Source organism: Cryobacterium sp. MLB-32 (assembly GCF_000738085.1).
GTDB lineage: Bacteria > Actinomycetota > Actinomycetes > Actinomycetales > Microbacteriaceae > Cryobacterium.
Map to the genome: position 1 here is coordinate 1 of NZ_JPRS01000054.1, position 20,897 is coordinate 20,897.

The following is a 20,897-nucleotide window of genomic DNA, read 5'->3' on the forward strand; positions in this document are numbered from 1 at the left end:
AGGCGAGCCCCGACTGCACGATGGTGGTGGTGATCTCCTGGACGTTGCCACCGAGATAATCGGTCACGGACTTGACGATGACGGGGATATCCAGGGTCGGGAAATTCTTCTGGACATCGCTGATGAACGACGGGGAATTGGCCGCCTTGATCAGGTCGGGAACGATCTTCGACAGCTTGGCCACCTGGTCAACGATGATGGGCACAATCGCGAACACCACGGCGGTCAGAATGCCCACGACGGCGACCAGTACGGTCAGGATGGCCGCCCAACGCGGAAACTTTCGCTTGCCGAGCCAGGACACCGCAGGGTCCAGCCCCAGGGCGAGAAACAGGGCGGCCCCGATATAGGTGATGATCGTCTGAAGCGTGATCACCGAGGTGATGATCAGGAGCCCGACGCCGACGCCGAGGGTGCCGACGAGGCCAAAGCGGAACGCATTCTGTATCTTCACCGTTGGGCTCCCTTGCGGACGTGTCTGTCGTCGGCCTATTTGTTGTCGCTGGTCACGTTCTCCGCCTGAGTCAGGACGTTTCGCAGGCTCTCAAAGTAGCCTGCTACAGCGTCGCGCTCCATCCTTATCTGGGCGAGTCGGCCTTCTGCGTCGGAAAGAAGCCGCTTCGCACGCGCGTCGGCCTCGCTCGTGATCGCGGCGGCCTTCTCTGTCGCGGTGCGAACAAGTGCAGCAGCGGCATCGTCCGACTCTTGCTTGAGCACCCGGGCATCCGCGCGGGCCCCGGTGTCGAGCTCATCGTTGAGTGCGCGAAGTTCGGCCAGGCGCCCGGTGGTCTCCGCGAGCTGGCGGGCAGCGTCGTTCTGGAATGCGGCTGCCTGCGTCGCAGCGGTCTGGTGGCGACTCAGCAGGTCCTGTTCGCAGTCATCACGCAGCGTCGTGAGTTCCACGTCCAGGTCGGCTCGGGCCTGGGCCACATCCCGAGCCAACCGTGCCGTTTCGGCATCCGTTTGCTGACGTGTCAGCGAAATGTATGCATCGAGGTCGCGTTGAGCCTGGTCGCGCTCGGCGGCGACATCGGCGCGGTTTTGCGAGTCGGTTCGCACGAATGCGGTTTTTCCCTGTTCGATCTCGGCTGCGAGATCGGCGCGCGCGGCCGCCGTCTCCTTCGCCACCGTGGCGCGCTGCTCGTCGATCTCGTTCTTCAGAGACGTGCGTGCGCGGTCGATCTCGTCTGCCAGATCGATGTGGGCCTGCTCGCTCTCCTGGGCGAGCGCGATGCGGGCCCTCGATGATTGCTCGGTCAGGTCGATGCGGGCCTGCTCGATCTCCCGGGCCACGTCGGCACGCTGCTGTTCGATATCCAGGACCGCCGCTGCGCGAGCCCGCTCAGTTTCCAGCGTGAGGCCGGCGGCCGTGTCATGCGCCTGTGTCGCCTCCAGCTCGGCGGAGCCGCGAACGGCGGCCGCGTCCCGGTCGGCGGCCGCACGAACGGCCGCAACCTCGCGCGTGAGGGTTGAGCGTGTTTCCAACACTTCGGTGGCCGCAGCACTCCGCGCGAGCGCCGCCTCGTTGTGCGCGTCCTGGGTGTGCTGGGCGTATTCGTCCTGTGCACGGGCGATCAGGTCATCGGACTCGACCCGCACGTCATCGAGCAGTCGACGCGCGCGCACATCGGCGTCCGCCAGGGTTTGTGCGGCCTGTTCTGCGGACTCACGCCGAAGCGTTTCGATCTCGATGGCCGTGGACGTCCTCAGACGTGCGGCATCGTTGTCGGCCTGAGCGATAACTCGGACGGATTGTTCCTCGGCGACCCGCAGGGTGTTCTCGAGTTTGGCACCGAGGCCGGAAAATGTCGGGCTTCCGACTTCTTCGATGATGGCGTTGAGCTCGTCGATCTGGGCGGATAGCCGCCGAACTTCCTTGCTGGATTCCGCGCTGTGGGTGTTGGCCTTGATCAGGTCGCGACGGAGGCCTTGCAGAGCCTTGGCCACCTCGTCTTTGTCGTAGCCACGGAAGACCTGGGTGAAATCAGATTCGTCGTTGGGCACGGTTTCTCCTCACAATTGTGCATCCACGGGACACGAGTCGGGCGCGACAGGAGTCCGGGAGGCCGATGCAACTTTAGTCTGCTCCCATGACAGGCGGTGGCACGGGCAGGGAGCCAATGTTCCCACTATTAGGCACCTATCAGGAGAACCAAGTATCGTAGAAGTCCGTGTCTGTTGCCATCGGACTCGAAATCACTGCGGGCGTACCCGCTGTGACCGTTCGGCAACACGGAAGGGTGATACGTGCGATTTGTTTTTGCCATCGTGGCATTCGTTCTAGCGGCCGTGATGATCAGTCTCGGCATTGCCCAGCGAACGATCTTTCTCGAGCCCTCAACCACCTCGCTGAGTGCGACGGTTGAGGGCAGCGCCCCGTACACGGTCATTGATTCGAGCGCCCTGTCGACATTCCCGGGTAACCAGACGATCCGCATCACCGGCTCCGACGCCACCTTCCTCGCCTATGGGCGAACCGCAGATATCGAAGCCTGGGTGGGGAACGATGCGCACGCTGTGGTGAGCGCCGGCGAGGATGAGCAGCTGACCTCGACGGTGGTTGAGGCGGTTGTACCGCCCGCGACGACCAACGACGACGGGTCCACCGCGACTCCCGCTGTCGAAACGGTGACCGATCCCGCAGGCTCCGACCTGTGGCTCGAGGAATTCAGCGGCACGTCCTCCCTCACCCACACTGTGAACCTGCCTGCCGGTATTTCCGTGCTGGTAGCGGCCGACGGCACTGCGCCTGCGCCGGCAGACCTGTCCATCTCCTGGGCCGCGGATAACTCGACACCGTGGGCCGGCCCCCTGCTCGTCGGTGGGGCCGCGCTGCTCTTCGTGGGCCTGGTTCTGTATGTTCTGGCCTTGCTCCATTTGAGGCGCTCTCGACGTCCTCGGCGCAACCTGCCACGTGGCCCGCGCTTGCCCAGACTGCCGCGCTTGCCGCGCGTTCCGCTCCCGAAGGCGCTCAAAGCCGGTGACATCACGGGATCGCGGCGGCCGATGATCGCGGTCGTGCCCATGCTTCTCGTCTCGGGTCTGCTCCTCAGCGGCTGCTCGGCGGATTTCTGGCCCGGCGCGCCTCAGGATCGCGCGAGCGTGGCCTCGACGACCCCGACTCCGACACCGGAATCAACCGATCAGGCCAGCACCGCCACCGAGGTTCCCCCGGCCGCTGTGACCGTACCTCAGCTCGAGGGCATCGTGTCAAAGATTTCCACGCTGACCGCCGATGCCGACGCAACCCTGAACGCGGATTCCCTCGCCACCCGCTTCACGGGCACGGCGCTGGAACAGCGACTGGTCAACTACAAGATCCGGGCGGTCGATCCGACCGTGGCTGCTCCTCAGGCGGTCGGGAAACCGCCGCTGTCGGTGACACTCCCTCAGCAGTCGGAATCCTGGCCGCGCGTGGTGATGGCGATCATCCAAGAGGATGACAAAACCGTTCCGCCGACGACACTCATCCTGCGGCAGGAATCTCCGCGGGCGAATTACCTCGTGGAGTACATGATCGGCTTGGAAGCGAACGCCCAGCCGCCCCAGGTGGCACCCGCCACGATCGGGGCCCCGGCCATCGCGCCCGACAGCAAGCTGCTCTTGCTGCCGCCGGATCAGGTCGCTGCTGCGTACGCAGACGTGTTGCTGCAGGGCGACGCGAGCCCCTCAGCTGCGCTGTTCCAGATCGAGGGCGATGAATTCCTCGCTCAGTTCGTGAAGAGCCGCACCGATCGCAGCGCTGAATTGGCGGTGACGGCCACGCTCGCATTTGCTACTGCGGGCGGCTCGGGACGCACCGTGTCCCTGGCGACCAACGATTCCGGTGCGATCGTGGCGATCAACGTCAACGAGACCGAGACGGTCACGGTCGTTTCCGGTGAAGCGACCGTCAATCCCAGCGGAGCGTCAAGCAAGGCCCTCTCGGGGATCACCTCGTCCGCGAAGGGTATTCAGAACGTCCTCAGCGACCAACTGCTTTTCTATGTGCCAGCGGTAGGTTCAGCGGACAAAATCACTCTCCTGGGGAGCACTCAGGGAATAATCTCATCGGCGGAGCTTCCATGACCCCTATGCCCCCATCCGGATCCAACCTGCGCGGAGCCGTCGATCTTTCGTCGCTCGTGAACCGTCCGGCCGCTGCGGAACCCGGGGGTGCTGTCCCGGGCACGCCATCGGTCCCCGGCGCGGCAGTGCCTGTTCCAGCCCTCGTGCTGGATGGGACGGACGCCAACTTCGGCGAGTTGCTCGAGCTGTCGAACACCGTTCCCGTGCTCGTCGACCTGTGGGCGGAGTGGTGCGAGCCGTGCACACAGCTGACTCCGGTGCTCGAGAAACTCGTCGCGGAGTATGCCGGCAGGTTCGTGCTCGCCAAGGTCGATGTGGACTCCAATCCGCAACTGTCTCAGGCCTTTCAGGCCCAGTCGATTCCCACGGTCGCCGCGGTCATCGGTGGTCAGCCCGTTCAACTCTTCAACGGTGCTTTGCCTGAGGCCCAAATTCGCGAGGTTTTGATCCGCGTGCTCGAACTCGCGGCTGAACAGGGTGTGACGGGCACGGCACAGGCCGCCGAAGCCCCCGTCGTCCCGGTTGAGCCGGTCGAGGAACCCCTTCCGCCGCATCACCTCGAGGCTTACGCGGCCATCGAGCGGGGAGACTATGAGACGGCGCGAGCGGAATACCGCACCGCCCTGGCCCAAAACCCGAACGACAGCATGGCCGTCGCCGGCCTGGCCCAGGCCAGCCTGCTGGGTCGCCTGCAAGGCAAGACTCTCGACGAAATCCGGGGCGCAGCCGCAGCCGCACCGGAGGAACTCGAGGCGCAGCTCCTCGTGGCAGACCTCGACCTGTCCGGAGGACATGTGGATGACTCCTTCGACCGCCTGCTCACTCTTTTTCCCGCCCAGGATTCCGCGGGTCGCAACGTCATCCGCGAACGAATTCTGGAGCTCTTCGAGGTCATCGGAACGGACGACCCGCGCGTGGCTCCCACGCGGAAGCGCCTGACCGCGTTGTTGTACTGAGGCCCATCCCCGCTTGACAGAAGAAGCCGGCTCCCGTCAGGGAGGCCGGCTTCTGCTGTCAAGCGGTGGAGGCCTCTACCGGCGCAGCTTCAGCCAGAGACCCGCCAGCGGCGGCAGGGTCACATTGGCCGAAGCCGGGCGACCGCCCCAGGGCTCGTTGCCCGCATGCACTCCGCCGAAGTTGCCCACGCCGGACCCGCCGAACTCGGCCGCATCCGTGTTGAGGATCTCGTCCCACTGCCCGGCGAATGGCAGGCCGACCCGGTAGTCAACGTGCGGCTGCCCGGCGAAGTTGAAGAAACACGCGATCGGCTGGCCGTCGTTGTCCCAGCGGAGGAACGACACGACGTTCTGCTGGTAGGCCCCGGCATCGATGACGTCGAAGCCTCCGGGCTCATTGTCGCGAGCCCACAGGCTCGCATTGGCGCGGTAGACGCGGTTGAGCGATCCGACGAGGGTGAACAGCCCACGATGGGCGGGCTGATCGAGCATCCACCAGTCCAGGCCGCGGTCTTCGCTCCACTCAGAGCGCTGGCCGAACTCCTGGCCCATGAAGAGCAGTTGCTTGCCCGGGTGCGCCCACATGAACGCGAGGTACACGCGCACATTGGCGAGTTGCTGCCAAGAATCTCCGGGCATGCGGCTGATGAGGGATCCCTTGCCGTGCACAACCTCGTCGTGGCTGATCGGCAGGAGGAAGTTCTCGCTGAAGGCGTAGACGAACGAGAACGTGATGTCGTTGTGGTGGTGCGAGCGGTACATCGGGTCGACGTGCATGTACTCGAGCGAGTCATGCATCCAGCCCATGTTCCATTTGAAACCGAACCCGAGTCCGCCGCCGGAGGTAGCTGCGGTGACCCCGCCCCAGTTCGTCGATTCCTCGGCGATCATGATCGCGCCGGGATTGCGTTTGTAAGCCGTCGCCGTGATCTCCTGGAGCATACTGATGGCTTCCAGATTCTCGTTGCCGCCGTACTGATTGGGTTCCCATTCGCCGTCTTCGCGGGAATAATCGAGGTAGAGCATTGAGGCGACGGCGTCGACGCGGAGGGCATCGATATGGAATTCTTCGAGCCAGAAGAGTGCGTTCGCCACGAGGAAGTTCCGCACCTGCGGGCGACCGAAGTCAAAGACGTAGGTTCCCCAGTCTTTCTGCTCCCCGCGACGGGGGTCGGCATGCTCGTAGAGCGCCTGGCCGTCGAACCGGCCCAGAGCGAAGTCATCTTTGGGGAAGTGGCCGGGAACCCAGTCCATGATCACGCCGATGTCGGCCTGGTGCAGTCGGTCGATCAGGTACCGCAGATCGTCGGGCGTGCCGTAACGGCTGGTTGCGGCGTAGTAGCCGGTGACCTGATAACCCCAGGACCCGCCGAAGGGGTGCTCCGCAAGGGGCATGAATTCAACGTGCGTGTAGGCGAGCTCCTGGAGGTAGCCGATGAGCTCCTCGGCGAGGTCGCGGTAGCTCAGTCCCGGACGCCACGATCCGACGTGCATCTCGTAGACGCTCATCGGACGGTCGTGCGGGTCTGTGGCGGCCCGCGCCGTCATCCACGCGGAGTCGGCCCATTCGTAGGAGGACTGGGTGACGACGGAGGCCGTCATCGGGGGGACCTCGGCGAATTGCGCCATCGGGTCGGCCTTCTGCAGCCAATCGCCCGAATGCGTGAGCAACTCGAATTTGTAGTTGGATCCCAATTCGAGACCGGGGATGAACAGTTCCCAGACTCCCGTGCTGCCCATGTTGCGCATCGTGTAGGTCGCGCCGCCCCAGCCGTTGAAGTCACCGATCACACGCGCGGCGCGGGCGTTCGGGGCCCATACGGCGAAGGCGGTTCCCATCACGCAGCGGTGATGCCCTGACGCGGCCCGTAGTGTGCCCCCAGAACGTCCCACAGGCGCTCGTGACGGCCTTCGCCGATCAAGTGGAGGTCGAGCTCGCCGATGGTCGGCAGGAAGCGGTAGGGGTCGTCCGCGATCCACGCCGGAGCAGACTCGTAGCGAGCCTCCAGCGTGTAGTCCTGAAAGCCGACCGTGGAGATGCCCTGCCAGACGCCGAAACCGATGTGCCCCAACTCGACGTGTGCTCCGGTTGAGAGGATGGCGAAAACCTCGGTGGCGAGAGGACGTAGCGCCCGGATGACCGTGATCGGATCCGTCACCCCGGGGCTGACAATGCCGTGCTGGCCGAGGACCTCGTGGGGGTTGTAGTACGTTCCGGCCGCGATCGACTCCAGAACGTGCGGAGCGACAAAGGTAGGGTCAGCGGGCGGGGCTGCTGTTTTCTTGCTCTTCTTGGCAGGAAGTTTCGATGTGGGGACTTTCGCTGAGGACGTCTTGGGTGCGGTCGATTTCACGGGTGTCGCCGTCGTCTTCTTGCTGTTCTGGGGCTGCTGGGTCATGCGCGTGCCTTTCCTGGCTTCCGGCCCAACACCCGCAGGATGTGTACCGGTTCGGTGAATGCGTCGAGTCGAACGAAGTTGTCGGCAGACCACGTGTAGGTCGCGCCGGTGATGAGGTCGTTCACGTCGTACGTGGCCCCGGGCTCCAGACCGAAACGTGTCACGTCGAGGTGCACGGTGGTTTCGCGCACGGAGTGCGGGTCCACATTGGCCACGACGATGATGGCATCGTCGGCGCCCGTTCCCGTGAACTCGGCCGACAGATACTTGCTGAAGACCAGGATCGAGTCGTCGTCGCTCGCGTGGATATCGAGGTTTCGCAGCTGACGGAGTGCCGGGTGCTCGGAGCGGATGCGATTGAGTCGGGTGATGTAGGGAGCCAGCGAGGCACCGAGGGCTTCGGCTCCGGCCCAGTCACGGGGCCGGTACTCGTACTTCTCGTTGTCGATGTTCTCTTCTGCACCCATGCGGGCGACATTCTCTAACAGCTCGAAACCGGCGTACATGCCCCAGGTCGGCGCGGCCATGGCCGCCAGTGCCGCGCGAATCTTGAACGCCGCGGGCCCGCCGAACTGCAGGTACTCCGTGAGAATGTCCGGCGTGTTGACGAAGAGGTTGGGACGCAGAAAGTCCGCCGTCGCAGTCGCGAGTCCGTGGAGGAACTCCTCGAGTTCCTTCTTCGTATTCCGCCAGGTGAAGTATGTGTAGGACTGCTGAAACCCCACCTTGCCGAGCGCCTGCATCAGCGCGGGGCGTGTAAAGGCCTCGGCGAGGAATACGACATCGGGGTGCTCCGCATTGACCTCGTGGATCAGCCATTCCCAGAAATCGAGCGGCTTCGTGTGGGGGTTATCGACGCGGAAGATCGTGACACCCAGAGCGATCCAATGACGGAGGATACGCAGGGCCTCTGCCCGGATCCCCGCCGGATCGTTGTCAAAGTTGATCGGATAGATGTCCTGATATTTTTTCGGCGGGTTCTCGGCGTACGCGATCGTGCCGTCGGGAAGCGTCGTGAACCATTCGGGGTGTTCGGTTACCCACGGGTGGTCGGGCGAGGCCTGTAGCGCGAAGTCGAGGGCGACGTCCAGCCCCACCTTGCGGGCACGGCCGAGAAAATAGCTGAAATCGGCCATCGTACCGAGGTCGGGGTGGATGGCATCGTGGCCGCCGTCGGCCGAACCGATCGCCCAGGGCGACCCGGGATCCTGAGGGCCGACCGTGAGCGAATTGTTCGGGCCTTTGCGGAACGCCGCGCCGATGGGGTGGATGGGCGGCAGGTACAACACGTCGAAACCCATCGCGGCCACCTGTGGCAGACGCTTCGCCGCCGTGCGAAATGTGCCGCTGGTCCAGGACCCGTCCGCCGCGCGCTTCGCCCCCTCGGACCGGGGGAAGAATTCGTACCAGGAGCCGACACCCGCGCGAGTTCGTTCGACGATGACGGTCCGTTCGGACGAGAACGATTCGAGACTCGCGATGGGGTGGGCGTGCAGGGCGGCGCGAAGCTTGTCGGACTCGAGAGCACCGAGGCGAAGGGCGATCGGCTTCGCAGTATCAGCCACGGTCGTGGCCGCAGCCTGTAAAACGCGGCGCTCCGGGGCCGTTCGCGACGTGTCCCTGGCTGCGGACGTCAGCAGCTCTTCCCCGATGAGAAACATCAGGTCCACGTCAATGCCGGCGGGAATCTTGATCTCCGCGTTGTGCGCCCACGTTGCGAGGTCATCTGAATAGGCGCGCAGCCGATACGTCCAGCGGCCCTGAGTCGGCAGCAGAACATCAACTTTCCACCGGTCAGTGCCGGGCGCGGCGAGTGTCATCGGATGCACCGTCTCGGTGCCGTCGGGGGCAACGAGGTACAGCGAAACGCCGATGAGATCATGCCCTTCGCGGAAGGCCGTTGCCCCAAAGGGAACGACCTCACCGGCGAAGGCACGGGCCGGCCACATATTGTCGTTCAGTTGGGGAGAGAGATCGAGCACGGGAATTCGACCGACGCGCATCGGTGCCGGTGCGACGCGCTGCGCCTGCGGAAGGTCTTTGGATCCTGCTGTCTTTGCCACAACATGACCGTAGCGTGAAAAAAAGTCGATTGCGCTCCGCATCGGTTACACAACCGACACACGGCACCCTTATGGTGTTACTCGTGAAGGCGATACGCAAATTTACCGTCCGTGCCGTACTGCCCGAGGCGCTTGCTGCTCTTGAAGAGCTAGCTGGCAACTTGCGATGGTCCTGGCACGAGCCCACCCGTCAACTTTTCGAACACATTGCTCCCGAGCTGTGGCGCGAGATCGGTACCGATCCCGTCGCTCTCCTCGGGGCGGTGGACCCGGGACGCCTCGAAGATCTGGCCGCGGACGTGGACTACGTCGCGCGTGTCGACGCGATCCGCGGTGATCTGCGCGACTACCTCGAGAAGCCTCGCTGGTACCAGGGACTCAAGGGGGAGAAGCCCGCGGCCATCGCCTACTTCTCCCCGGAGTTCGGCATCGCTGCGGCGCTCCCGCAGTACTCCGGCGGTCTGGGTATCTTGGCCGGCGACCATCTCAAGAGCGCATCCGATCTGGGCGTGCCCCTTATCGGTGTGGGGCTGTTCTATCGCGCCGGCTACTTCAGCCAGGCGATCTCGCCCGACGGCTGGCAGATGGAGAGCTATCCCTTACTCGACCCCGATGGCCTTCCCCTGTCGGTGCTTCGTCGCGCCGATGGCACTGCCGTGCAGGTGTCGCTCGCGTTGCCCGATGACCGCACCCTCCACGCCCGTGTCTGGCAGGCGCAGGTCGGCCGCATCCGCTTGCTGCTGCTCGATACCGATATCCCGCAGAACCCCGACGACCTTCGGCTCGTCACTGACCGTCTCTATGGCGGGGGCGGCGAGCACCGTCTTCTCCAGGAACTGCTCCTCGGAATCGGCGGTGCCCGTGCCGTCAAGATCTGGAGCACGCTGAGCGGGCACCCGGAGCCTGAGGTGTTCCACACCAACGAAGGCCACGCTGGATTCCTCGGGCTCGAGCGCATCTCGAGCCTGATCGGCGAAGGCCTCACTTTTCAGGAAGCGCTGCAGGTCGCCCGCGCCGGCACGGTCTTCACCACGCACACCCCCGTTGCCGCGGGGATCGACCGGTTCGAGCGTCCCCTCGTGCGCAGGTATTTCGAAACCGACCTCCTTCCCGGCGTTGCCGTGGACGATCTGCTCGCGCTCGGTGCGGAAAACTACGAGGGCGGTTCCCCCGAGGTCTTCAACATGGCAATCATGGGACTCAGGCTCGGCCAGCACGCGAACGGGGTGTCAGCACTCCATGGCGAGGTCAGCCGTCGCATGTTCAGCGGTCTCTGGCCCGGGTTCGACGCGGCGGAGGTGCCGATCGGTTCGATCACCAACGGGGTGCATGCCCCCAGCTGGACGGATCCCGCGCTGATGGCTCTGGCCCAAAATCGGCTCGGATCCAGCGACACGTCCACGGCTGACTGGCGCTCGCCAGAGGTATCCGACCAGGACCTCTGGTCGGTTCGTGGCCAGATGCGGCTGCAATTCGTTGAGGATGCCCGTCGTCGCCTCACCAACGCCTGGCGCGACCAGAATCCCGGCGGCCTTCCGCCAGCCTGGATCAGCCGTGTCTTCGATCCCAACGTGCTCACCATTGGTTTCGCCCGGCGGGTGCCCACCTACAAGCGACTCACGCTCATGCTGCACGACCCGGAACGTCTGCGTGCTCTGCTGCTCGATCCCGATCGTCCGATCCAGATCGTCATCGCCGGCAAGTCCCATCCCGCCGACGAGGAGGGCAAGCGCCTCATCCAGAAGATCGTGCAGTTCGCGGCGGACCCTGCCCTGCGCACACGGATCGCTTTCCTGCCCGACTACAACATCGCCATGGCGCAGTTGATGTATCCGGGAACGGACGTGTGGCTCAACAATCCGTTGCGTCCGCTCGAAGCCTGTGGCACGTCCGGTATGAAGGCAGCCCTGAATGGCGCGCTCAACCTGTCCATTCTCGACGGCTGGTGGCCGGAATACTACGACGGCAAGAACGGCTGGGCGATTCCGTCGGCCGATGCGGCCGGCGATGCGGGCGAACGCGACCGTATCGAGGCGGAAGCCCTCTACGATCTGATCGAACACCAGGTCGCTCCCACGTTCTACGACCGCAATGCCGACGACGTGCCCGAGCGGTGGGTCGGCAACATCCGGCACACCCTCGCCACGCTTTCCCCTGAGCTGAGTGCCGACCGCATGGTCCGACAGTACGTGGATCGTCTCTATCGCCCGGCGGGTCACTACGAGCGCCTGATGTCCACGAACAATTACCGCGCCGCGCGTGAACTGGCGGCATGGAAGGGCAAGGTCGTGTCCAAGTGGCCGGCCGTGGCCGTGACGCACGTGGAGTCCGGAGGAGTGAGCGTCGTGCCTCAGGTCGGCGATGAGCTGCATCTGCGCGCCCACGTGCAACTCAATGGGCTGCTCCCCACCGATGTGACCGTCGAGGTCGTCTATGGCAAGAGCTACGGCGGGGATGAACTGCGCGACACCCAGAGCCAGGCACTCGTGCCGTCGTCTCCGCTGGACCTGGCCGACATGGTCGAAGCGGCGAGCGGAGGGTCACCTACCCTCTTCACCGGGACCGTCGAACTTGACCGATCCGGTGCGTTCGGGTACACGGTGCGGGTCGTGCCCCGTAACGCCCTGCTGATCAGCCCCGCGGAGATGGGCCTCGTCGCGATCGCGACCTAGGAGCGCACCGACGCGAATGCAGAGGGTTCGGGCCGGAAGGCCCGGACCCTCTGTTCATGCCTTGCGCGCGCGCTTCCGGGTCGGTGGCTTCACCGCGTCGTGCGCACGAAGCAACTGCATGGAGGCGCCGGTCATCTGCAGCGACGCACCGGGTTTATGCTCGATCACCGCATCGCGCAGGTCGTCGTGGCTCGAGTCCCAGAGCAGCGTGTACGCTCCCACCCCGGCGTGACGGGGCAGGATGACCGTGGCATCCTGCTCACGGGCGTGCACCACCAGCAAGATGCGGTTGAAGTCCTCGTGCTCCGGCGTGCTCGCGGCCATGTACTGCAGGGTGCGGGCCTCCGGAGAATTCCAGTCGTCGTGGGACATCGATTCGCCCGCGCCGTTATACCAGTCCAGCTGGCTCGCGCTCAAGGTTGATTCTCCGAAACGACCGAACCGCACCGGACGCAGGGCAGGGTTGTCCCGCCGCAGCTCGAGAAGCCTGCGGCTGACGCGGTGCAGGTCGGCCTGCCAATCGTCGAAATCCCAGTTCAGCCACGTGAGCTCGCTGTCCTGGCAATAGGCGTTGTTGTTGCCGCGCTGGCTGCGGCCGAACTCGTCGCCGGCCGTGATCATCGGAATTCCGGCGGACAGCAACAGAGTCCCCAACATATTGCGCATGGCCTTGCGACGAGTCCTCAGAATCGTCACGTCCCGCGTGGGACCCTCGACGCCATGGTTGAACGAGTTGTTATTGCCGGTTCCGTCGCGATTGGACTCCCCGTTACCCAGGTTGTGCTTCGTGTCGTAGGCGGTGAGGTCGGCGAGGGTGAAACCGTCGTGGGCGGTGATGAAGTTCAGGGAGGCGAGTGGTCCGCGATCGGTCGAGAACGTGTTCGACGAGCCGGCGACCCGTGTCGCGAAACGACCGATGCCACTCCCGGCGGAGCCCGAATAGCGCATGCTGCGGATATCTCCCAGCCAGAAATCGCGCATCCGGTCGCGGTAGCGGTCATTCCACTCCGTCCAGCCATCGGCGAAGTTACCGGTTTGCCAGCCGCCCTGGCCCACATCCCAGGGCTCGGCGATGAGTTTGACACCCGCGAGTTCCGGATCGTCGCGGATGCCCGTGAGCAGCGGATGCTGCGGGTCATAGACGACACCCCCGTCACGTCCCAGAGCCACGGCAAGATCGAACCGGAAGCCGTCGATCTGAACCTCGTTCGCCCAATAGCGGAGGGAATCCATCACGAGGCGACGGGGAACATCGTGGCCGAAGTTGACGGTGTTGCCGCACCCGGTAACGTCGATGTACTGGCCGTCTGCGGTCTGTCGGTAGTAGTTGGAGTTGTCGATACCGCGCAGGCTGGTGACGGGCCCGTTCGGCCCCTCTTCGGCCGTGTGGTTGTAGACCACGTCCATGATCACCTCGAGACCGGCGTCATGGAGCGCTTTGACCATGCTTTTGAACTCGCGCAACACCGCATCGGGTCCGGCCGATTGGGCGGCTTGGGTGGCGTAGTCCGCGTGGGGGGAGAAAAAGTTGAGGGTGTTGTAACCCCAGTAGTTGATGAGGCCCTGTTTGATAAGCCGTTGTTCCGAGACGAATGCCTGAACGGGCAGGAGCTCGACGGACGTGACGCCGAGGTCCGTGAGGTAATCAATGGTCGATTCGTGCGCCAGCCCGGCGTAGGTTCCCCGCAACGCCGCGGGGATCTTCTTGTTGAGACGGCTGATGCCGCGCACGTGAGCCTCGTAGATCACGGTGTGGTCCAACGGAACGGCGGGCTTCCGCGAGTCCGCCCAGTCGAAGCTGTCATCGACGACGAAGGATTGCCACCGGTCGGCCCCCACGCGCACCAGCCCGCGGGAGTAGGGTTCGAGGAGGGTGGTTTCCGGGTGGAAGGAATGTCGCGCACCGGCAGGACCGGACACCCGGATGCCGTAGCGGCGGCCGGGAGACAGGGTGCGGGATTTCGCCGACCAGACATCATGGACGTCTTTGGTCATCGGAATATTCTTGATGATCCAGTTGGGGTCGGTGTGATCAAAGATGCAGAGGTCGATGGCCTCTGCGGTCTGGGACCAGACGCGGAGCTCACCGCCCGTGGAGGAAATTCGTACGCCGAGATTGCGCAGAGGGTCGGCGTGAGTCATGCAATCTAGAGTAATCAGTGTGAGAGTGCGTTCCAACCACAGACGGACCGTCACCCACGCATCCAGAGGAGAAAAGAGGCACCCGATGGTCGTATACCTCGACCACGCGGCCACCACGCCCATGCTGCCCGAGGCGATCAGCGCCTACGCCGATGCTTTGGGGGTCGTGGGCAACCCGGCATCCGTGCACAGTCAGGGTCAGAACGCCAAACGGATGTTGGAGGAGGCCCGTGAGCGGGTGGCCGCGAGCGTGGGCTGCGATCCGATCGAAGTCATCTTCACCGCAAGCGGGACGGAGGCGATCAACCTGGCCGTCAAGGGACTCTTCTGGGCCAGGGCGCCGAGGCGGCGTGTTCTCGTTGCCGAGGGAGAGCACCACGCCACCCTCGACAGCGCGGAGTGGCTCCATCAACACGATGGGGCCCTGCTCGAATGGATCCCTCTCGATGCCGTGGGACGCATCGATCTCGATGCCCTGGAGGCGGCGATAGCGCGAAATCCCCTCGACGTGGCGCTGGTCACGGTGATCGCCGCTAATAATGAGGTCGGCACCATTCAGCCGGTTGCCGACATCGCCGCGCTCGCCGCGGGCCACGGGATCCCGGTTCACGTCGACGCCGTGTCGGCCTACGGTCACCTTCCGTTGGATTTCGCGGCGTGGAGTCGAGTCGGAGTCAGCGCGATGAGCGTCTCCGCCCACAAGATCGGCGGCCCGGTGGGCATCGGCGCACTCATCCTCGGGCGCTCGGCCGTCGTGGTGCCCCTGCTTCACGGCGGAGGCCAGCAACGCCAGGTGCGGAGCGGCACTCAGGATGTGGCGGCTGCGGTGTCGTTCGCCGTGGCCGCTTCCGCGTTCGGTGCGGGCCTCGCGGACGAAAACACGCGGCTCGCGGCGTTGCGCGACACCGTGATCGCTGGAGTGACGCGCCTGGTTCCCTCCGCGATCGTCAACGGAGACACGAGTCCCGGCGGCAGGCTGCCGGGCAATGCGCACTTCAGCTTTCCGGGTTGTGAGGGCGATTCCCTGCTGTTTCTCCTGGATGTCGCCGGAATATCGGTGTCGACCGGGTCGGCGTGCCAGGCCGGCGTGCCAGAGCCCTCCCATGTGCTGCGAGCCATGGGCCGCACGGAGGTTGAGTCGCGGGGTGCCCTGCGTATCACGCTCGGTCACACGACCACGGAAGCGGATGTTGCGGCGCTGCTCGCGGCACTTCCCGCCGCACACGCGCAGGCCGCACGTGCCGGAATGGCCGACCGGGTGCCGGGGAGCTAGTTCGACGCCGCTGCCGCGGGTGATTACACTTAATCGGTGAAGGTTTTAGCAGCGATGAGTGGCGGTGTAGATTCCGCCGTGGCCGCAGCCCGCGCGGTCGAGGCAGGGCATGAGGTGGTTGGGGTTCACCTGGCCCTCAGTCGAATGCCGGGGACGCTGCGCACGGGCAGCCGTGGATGCTGCACGGTCGAGGATTCGATGGATGCCCAGCGGGCCGCCAACATCATCGGAATTCCCTACTACGTGTGGGACTTCTCCGAGCGCTTCAAGCTCGATGTGGTCGACAACTTCATCGAGGAATATGCCGCCGGCCGCACGCCGAACCCGTGCATGCGCTGCAACGAGAAGATCAAGTTCGCGGCCCTCCTCGAAAAGGCCATCGACCTCGGCTTCGACGCGGTCTGTACCGGTCACTATGCGAGCATCGTCACGGACATCGATGGCAACAAGGAATTGCACCGCGCTGCTGCCTGGGCCAAGGACCAGTCCTACGTGCTCGGCGTTCTCACGGCCGACCAGGTGCAGCATTCCATGTTCCCGTTGGGGGCCACGCCGTCCAAGGCCGAGGTGCGCGCCGAAGCGGCCGAGCGCGGTTTTTCGGTGGCGAACAAGCCGGACTCCTACGACATCTGTTTCATCCCGGACGGAGACACCCGCGGCTGGCTCGCCGAGCGCGTCGCCCCGGCCACCGGCGACATTCTCGACCGCGAGGGCACGAAGCTGGGCGAGCACGATGGGGCGGTCGCCTTCACCGTCGGTCAGCGCAAGGGCCTGTCCATCGGCACTCCTGCCTCAGACGGCAAGCCCCGCTTCGTCCTCGAGGTGCGCCCGATCACCAACACAGTCGTTGTCGGGCCCAAGGAAGCGCTCGCGGTGAAAGAAATCGCCGGGAACTCGTACACGTGGGCCGGGCTTGCCCCGGTCAACCCCGAAATTCCCTTCGAGTGCCATGTGCAGATTCGCGCGCACGCCGATCCCGTGCCGGCTGTGGCCCAGGTCGTTCGTGACGGCGAGAGGGTCGAATTCATGATCACGCCGCACGCGCCACTCACCGGCGTGGCGCCGGGACAGACAGCGGTCATCTACATGGGCACGCGGGTGCTGGGCCAGTGCACGATCGACCGCACGGTGAGTGCCGTTCCCGTGAGTGCCGTTCCCGCTCCTGGTCTGTCGGACAGCACTGTCCCCGCCGCACTCGCTTGACGCCGGAGCTGAATCATGGCGGAATTGATTCATGACTGAGTCCGCAGCCGAATCGCTGCACGCAGCGGCTGAGGAGTCAGCCACTCTCACCGAACGAATTCTCGCCGCACGGGACGCCTACTACGATCGCAACCAGCCGGCGATCGCGGACGCCGAGTACGATGCGCTCGTGCGGCGCCTCGAGGAACTCGAGCGGCTCTTCCCCGAGCTGCAGAGTCAGGACAGCCCCACCCAGACGGTGGGCGGCCGAGCCGAAACGACCCTGTTCGATCCCGTGCAGCATGCCGAACGGATGCTCAGCCTCGACAACGTGTTCTCGGTGCCGGAGTTTCTGGACTGGGCGGACAAGGCCGAGCGCGATTCCGGGCGTTCCGTGCACTACCTGTGCGAACTCAAGATCGACGGTCTCGCGATCAACCTGCGGTACGAGAACGGCGTGCTCGTGACCGCCGCCACCCGCGGCGACGGCGTGGTCGGCGAAGACGTCACCGAGAACATTGAATTCGTCCCCGGCATTCCCCGGCGGCTGGCCGGGACCGGCCACCCGCCGCTCATGGAGGTGCGCGGGGAGGTGTTCTTTCCCGTGCGATCCTTCGCCGAACTCAATGCCGATCAGGTGAAGGCAGGCGAACGCGTGTTCGCGAACGCCCGCAACGCCGCGAGTGGATCCCTGCGCCAGAAGGCCTCGACGAAGACGCCCGCACAGCTGGGGCTGATGAAGGCCAGGCTGGGGCGTCTGCGCATGCTCGTGCACGGTATCGGAGCGTGGGAACGGCCGGCCGCGAGTGAACAGTCGGAGGTCTACGCCATTCTCGCTGGTTGGGGCTTGCCCACCAGCGAGTATTTCCGGGTGACGCGCAGCAAGACCGAGGCGGCCGACTTCATCGAGTACTACGGCGAGAATCGGGCACGCGTCTCGCACGAAATCGACGGAATCGTCATCAAGATCGACGAACTCGAACTGCACGCCGAGCTCGGCGCCACCAACCGGGCCCCCCGGTGGGCGATCGCCTACAAATACCCGCCGGAGCAGGTCAACACGAAGCTGCGCGACATCGTGGTGAGCGTGGGGCGAACCGGTCGGGCAACACCTTTCGCGGTGATGGACAAGGTGCGCGTGGCCGGCTCCGAGGTGCGCCAGGCAACATTGCACAACCAGGACGTGGTCAGGGCCAAGGGCATTCTGATCGGTGACACCATCGTTCTGCGCAAGGCCGGCGACGTCATTCCCGAGGTGCTGGGCCCTGTCGTGGAGCTGCGTGACGGAACCGAACGCGAGTTCGTGATGCCGAGCAACTGCCCCGAGTGCGGCACCCCGCTCGCGCCCGCGAAGGAGGGCGACATCGACCTGCGCTGCCCCAACGCGCGCAGCTGTCCCGCACAGGTGCGCGGTCGGGTCGAACACATCGGCAGCCGCGGCGGGCTCGACATTGAGGTTTTGGGCGAGGTCGCCGCGGCTGCGCTCACCCAGCCGACCGTGCCGGCCGATCCGCCCCTCCCCACCGAAGCCGGCCTGTTCGACCTGCAACTGGCCGATCTGCTGCCGATCCAGGTGGTTGTGCGAGACGCCGAAACGGGCCTGCCGAAGGAAGACGACGACGGCACGGCCCGGCAGCGGATGCCGTTCCAGCGCAGCCCCACTGCCGCCGAGAAGAAGCAGGGACGCACCGGTCCCCAGCCGTCGTCGAGCGCGCTCAAACTCTTGGCCGAGATCGACAAGGCCAGGACCAAGCCGCTGTGGCGTATTTTGGTGAGCCTCAACATCCGTCATGTCGGCCCGGTCGCCGCCCGCGCTCTGGCGAACCACTTCGGCTCACTTTCGGCCATTCGCACGGCAACCCGCGAGGAACTGGCCGAGGTCGATGGTGTCGGCGGCATCATCGCCGAGGCCGTACTCGACTGGTTTCAGGTCGATTGGCACGTCGACATCGTTGACCGGTGGACCGCGGCGGGCGTGCAGTTTTCCACTCCGGGCCATCCGGGTCCCGGCGCGGCGGAGACCGCCGGGGGAGTGTTGTCGGGCCTGACCGTCGTGGCCACGGGCTCGCTGGAGGGCTTTACGCGTGAGGGAGCGCAGGAGGCCATCATCGCCGCGGGCGGCAAGAGCGCGTCAAGCGTGTCGAAGAACACCGATTACGTCGCAGCAGGACCGGGCGCCGGCTCGAAACTCGCCAAAGCCGAGGGGCTCGGCATCCGCATTCTGGATGCGGATGAATTCCGACTTTTGCTTGCAGAGGGCCCCCGCGCTGTGACGCCAGGGGTCATTTCCTGACCCAAAACGCAAAATAGGCCACACTTTAGGCCCCCGGCACTCAAATAGGGGTAGCGGGACTTCTTTTTTGGCCCGAGTCGCCGATATGCTGATATCGATATATATATGTGCGGCCGGTGGCCGCGCAGCGCAGCGGTATGGGTGAGGGGATGTAACGCTGTACGACATGGTGACGGTCCTGATTTCGCTGGCCTTGGGGGGCGCGGCGGAGACCTCAGGTGCGCCCGAATTTGTGACCGTGAGTGTGCAGTCCGCGGCCGGTTCCAGCACCGTGGACCACAGCATCGAGGCCCGCGCCGTTCCCCTGTGGCTCCAGGTGTCCACCGAGTCCCGCACATCGCAGACCATTGACGCTGATGTGGTGGCCGGCCGCGCCGCGTCGGGAATCGCCGCACTCGACGGGCTGTCCCGGCTGACGCCGGCCGAGCTCGTGGCCTTCGTGGCCGCGAACCCGACACACATTGACACGATCCTGGCGGCACCGCCGGCGGCTACGGCGGTCACCGGCTGGTGGCAGTCACTTGATGACGCGGCGCGGCACGAACTGGTCGCCGACGTTCCGCAGCTCGTGGGCAACCTGGACGGCGTTCCTCTTGTGCAACGCGGTCAAGCCAACGAGCGTTACCTCCGCGAGTCGGTCTCGTCCGTGACCAGCCTGCTCGCCGACGCGCAGGACCGTACGTCACGCTCGGAGCTGAATAGCGAATTGTCGGTCCTGAAGCAGATCGAGCAGGCACTTCTGCCCCCCTGTGCGGCACCCGCCCGCACTCTCGTGCTCCTCGACCCCGCCGACGGAGGGCGAGCCGCGATCGCTCTCGGGGACCCGGATACGGCCGATTTCGTCAGCTACCTCGTGCCGGGAATGAACTACGGCGTACAGGAACAACTTGTCAACTGGTCTAACACGGCAGAAGACCTGTACTACGAGCAGCAGACGGTATTGAGGGAGCGTGCAGCCGCTACCGACACGCCGCTCCCGAGCGTCGCCACCATCGCGTGGATCGGATACAAGACGCCGAGCCTGTTCAGCGTCGGCGGCCTCGATCGGGCCGAGGTCGGAGCCGACTTTCTTGAGGACTCCTGGAAAGGCATCCGCTCCAGCCGTGGAGACCACCAACCGTACCTGTCCGTCTTCGCGCACTCGTACGGAACCCTGGTCTCGCTGGAGGCGCTCGCCCGCGGGTCTGTCGAGGTTGATGCGCTCGTGGTGGTCGGGTCTCCCGGCAGCTCCGTGCAATCCATCGACCGGCTCGATGTGGCCGACGGCAACGTCTTCGTGGGCGAGGCGGACTGGGACCCTGCGGTCAACAGCGGATTCTTCGGGAGCGACCCCGGCACCGAGGCGTACGGCGCCCACACACTCGGCGTCGACGGTGGGACCGACGCGATAACCGGCCGTGCATTGAATAAATCATGGGGTCACAACGACTATTTCACGCCGGGAAGCGAGTCCCTGCATAATATGGCGCTGATCGGAACACGCAACTCGGCGCTGGCCATCAACGCCTCCGAATAGAATTAGACATCCACGTCTATAAACAATCGGAGTTCCATGTCTGAAATCACGGCCGAGCAGGTTGCCCACTTGGCAAGCCTTGCCCGGATCGACCTCAGCCCCGAGGAGATCACGAGTCTCACCCACGACCTGGGCCAGATCGTCGCCTCCGTCGAAAAGGTGTCGCAGGTCGCCACCGCTGATATCCCCGCCACGAGTCACCCGCTGCCGCTGACCAACGTCTTCCGCGCCGACGTTGTGGTGCCCTCGCTCACGATCGAACAGGCGCTGTCGGGTGCGCCCGACCGCGACGGCGACAAATTCCGCGTACCCGCAATCCTGGACGGAGAGTGA

The 20,897-nt window shown here is 65.0% G+C and carries 12 protein-coding genes and 1 pseudogene; 8 read left to right on the top strand and 5 right to left on the bottom strand.

All coding sequences use genetic code 11. The annotated features are described in order from the left end of the window. Together JF66_RS07720 and JF66_RS07725 are read right to left on the bottom strand one after the other, a co-directional pair. The coding region (locus tag JF66_RS07720; protein WP_035876770.1) for an AI-2E family transporter at positions 1-454 on the bottom strand (454 nt) is incomplete at its 3' end. Positions 455-489: 35 nt separating this feature from the next. Further along, entirely contained in the window at positions 490-2,004 is a 1,515-nt protein-coding gene (locus tag JF66_RS07725) for a hypothetical protein (protein WP_035876771.1), read from the bottom strand. Between the two features lie 243 nt (positions 2,005-2,247). On the opposite strand from JF66_RS07725, the gene JF66_RS07730 reads away from it, so the two are divergent. Then, positions 2,248-4,068 carry a hypothetical protein gene (locus JF66_RS07730; RefSeq protein ID WP_035876772.1) on the top strand — a complete coding sequence of 607 codons (1,821 nt, stop codon included), beginning with the start codon at positions 2,248-2,250 and terminating at the stop codon, positions 4,066-4,068. Beyond that, positions 4,065-5,024, top strand: a complete 960-nt coding sequence (locus tag JF66_RS07735; protein WP_035876774.1) for a tetratricopeptide repeat protein — start codon at positions 4,065-4,067, stop codon at positions 5,022-5,024. The genes JF66_RS07730 and JF66_RS07735 overlap by 4 nt, the downstream gene beginning before the upstream one ends. A 75-nt stretch (positions 5,025-5,099) precedes the next feature. Here JF66_RS07735 and glgB read toward each other — a convergent pair. Further along, positions 5,100-7,423 (bottom strand): annotated as a pseudogene (gene glgB / locus JF66_RS07740) (1,4-alpha-glucan branching protein GlgB). Next, positions 7,420-9,426: an alpha-1,4-glucan--maltose-1-phosphate maltosyltransferase gene (locus JF66_RS07745; RefSeq protein WP_081882231.1), complete on the bottom strand. Its 2,007-nt coding sequence runs from the start codon at positions 9,424-9,426 to the stop codon at positions 7,420-7,422. The pseudogene glgB and the gene JF66_RS07745 overlap by 4 nt, the downstream one beginning before the upstream one ends. Positions 9,427-9,569: 143 nt before the next feature. Here JF66_RS07745 and glgP point away from each other — a divergent pair, with 143 nt between their 5' ends. Further along, a complete protein-coding gene (gene glgP, locus JF66_RS07750; protein ID WP_035876797.1) occupies positions 9,570-12,158 on the top strand; it encodes an alpha-glucan family phosphorylase in 2,589 nt (862 codons plus the stop codon). Positions 12,159-12,212: 54 nt separating this feature from the next. On the opposite strand, the gene glgX is transcribed toward glgP, so the two are convergent. Next, on the bottom strand, positions 12,213-14,300 hold the full coding sequence (gene glgX / locus JF66_RS07755; protein ID WP_051973272.1) for a glycogen debranching protein GlgX: 2,088 nt from the start codon (positions 14,298-14,300) through the stop codon (positions 12,213-12,215). An 85-nt stretch (positions 14,301-14,385) separates the two neighbouring features. Here glgX and JF66_RS07760 point away from each other — a divergent pair, with 85 nt between their 5' ends. The 5 genes from JF66_RS07760 to gatC all read left to right on the top strand — a co-directional run bounded on the left by JF66_RS07760 (position 14,386) and on the right by gatC (position 20,897). Continuing rightward, positions 14,386-15,573 (top strand): cysteine desulfurase family protein, encoded by a 1,188-nt coding sequence (locus JF66_RS07760; protein WP_035876775.1) that lies wholly within the window; start codon positions 14,386-14,388, stop codon positions 15,571-15,573. A 36-nt stretch (positions 15,574-15,609) separates the two neighbouring features. After that, complete coding sequence (mnmA, locus tag JF66_RS07765; RefSeq protein WP_231556344.1) at positions 15,610-16,776, top strand: tRNA 2-thiouridine(34) synthase MnmA; 1,167 nt, start codon at positions 15,610-15,612, stop codon at positions 16,774-16,776. A gap of 31 nt (positions 16,777-16,807) precedes the next feature. Then, positions 16,808-19,048: an NAD-dependent DNA ligase LigA gene (gene ligA, locus JF66_RS07770; RefSeq protein ID WP_051973274.1), complete on the top strand. Its 2,241-nt coding sequence runs from the start codon at positions 16,808-16,810 to the stop codon at positions 19,046-19,048. 166 nt (positions 19,049-19,214) lie between these two features. Further along, positions 19,215-20,564, top strand: a complete 1,350-nt coding sequence (locus JF66_RS07775) for an alpha/beta hydrolase (protein ID WP_051973275.1) — start codon at positions 19,215-19,217, stop codon at positions 20,562-20,564. A 36-nt stretch (positions 20,565-20,600) separates the two neighbouring features. Then, entirely contained in the window at positions 20,601-20,897 is a 297-nt protein-coding gene (gatC, locus tag JF66_RS07780) for an Asp-tRNA(Asn)/Glu-tRNA(Gln) amidotransferase subunit GatC (RefSeq protein WP_035876777.1), read from the top strand.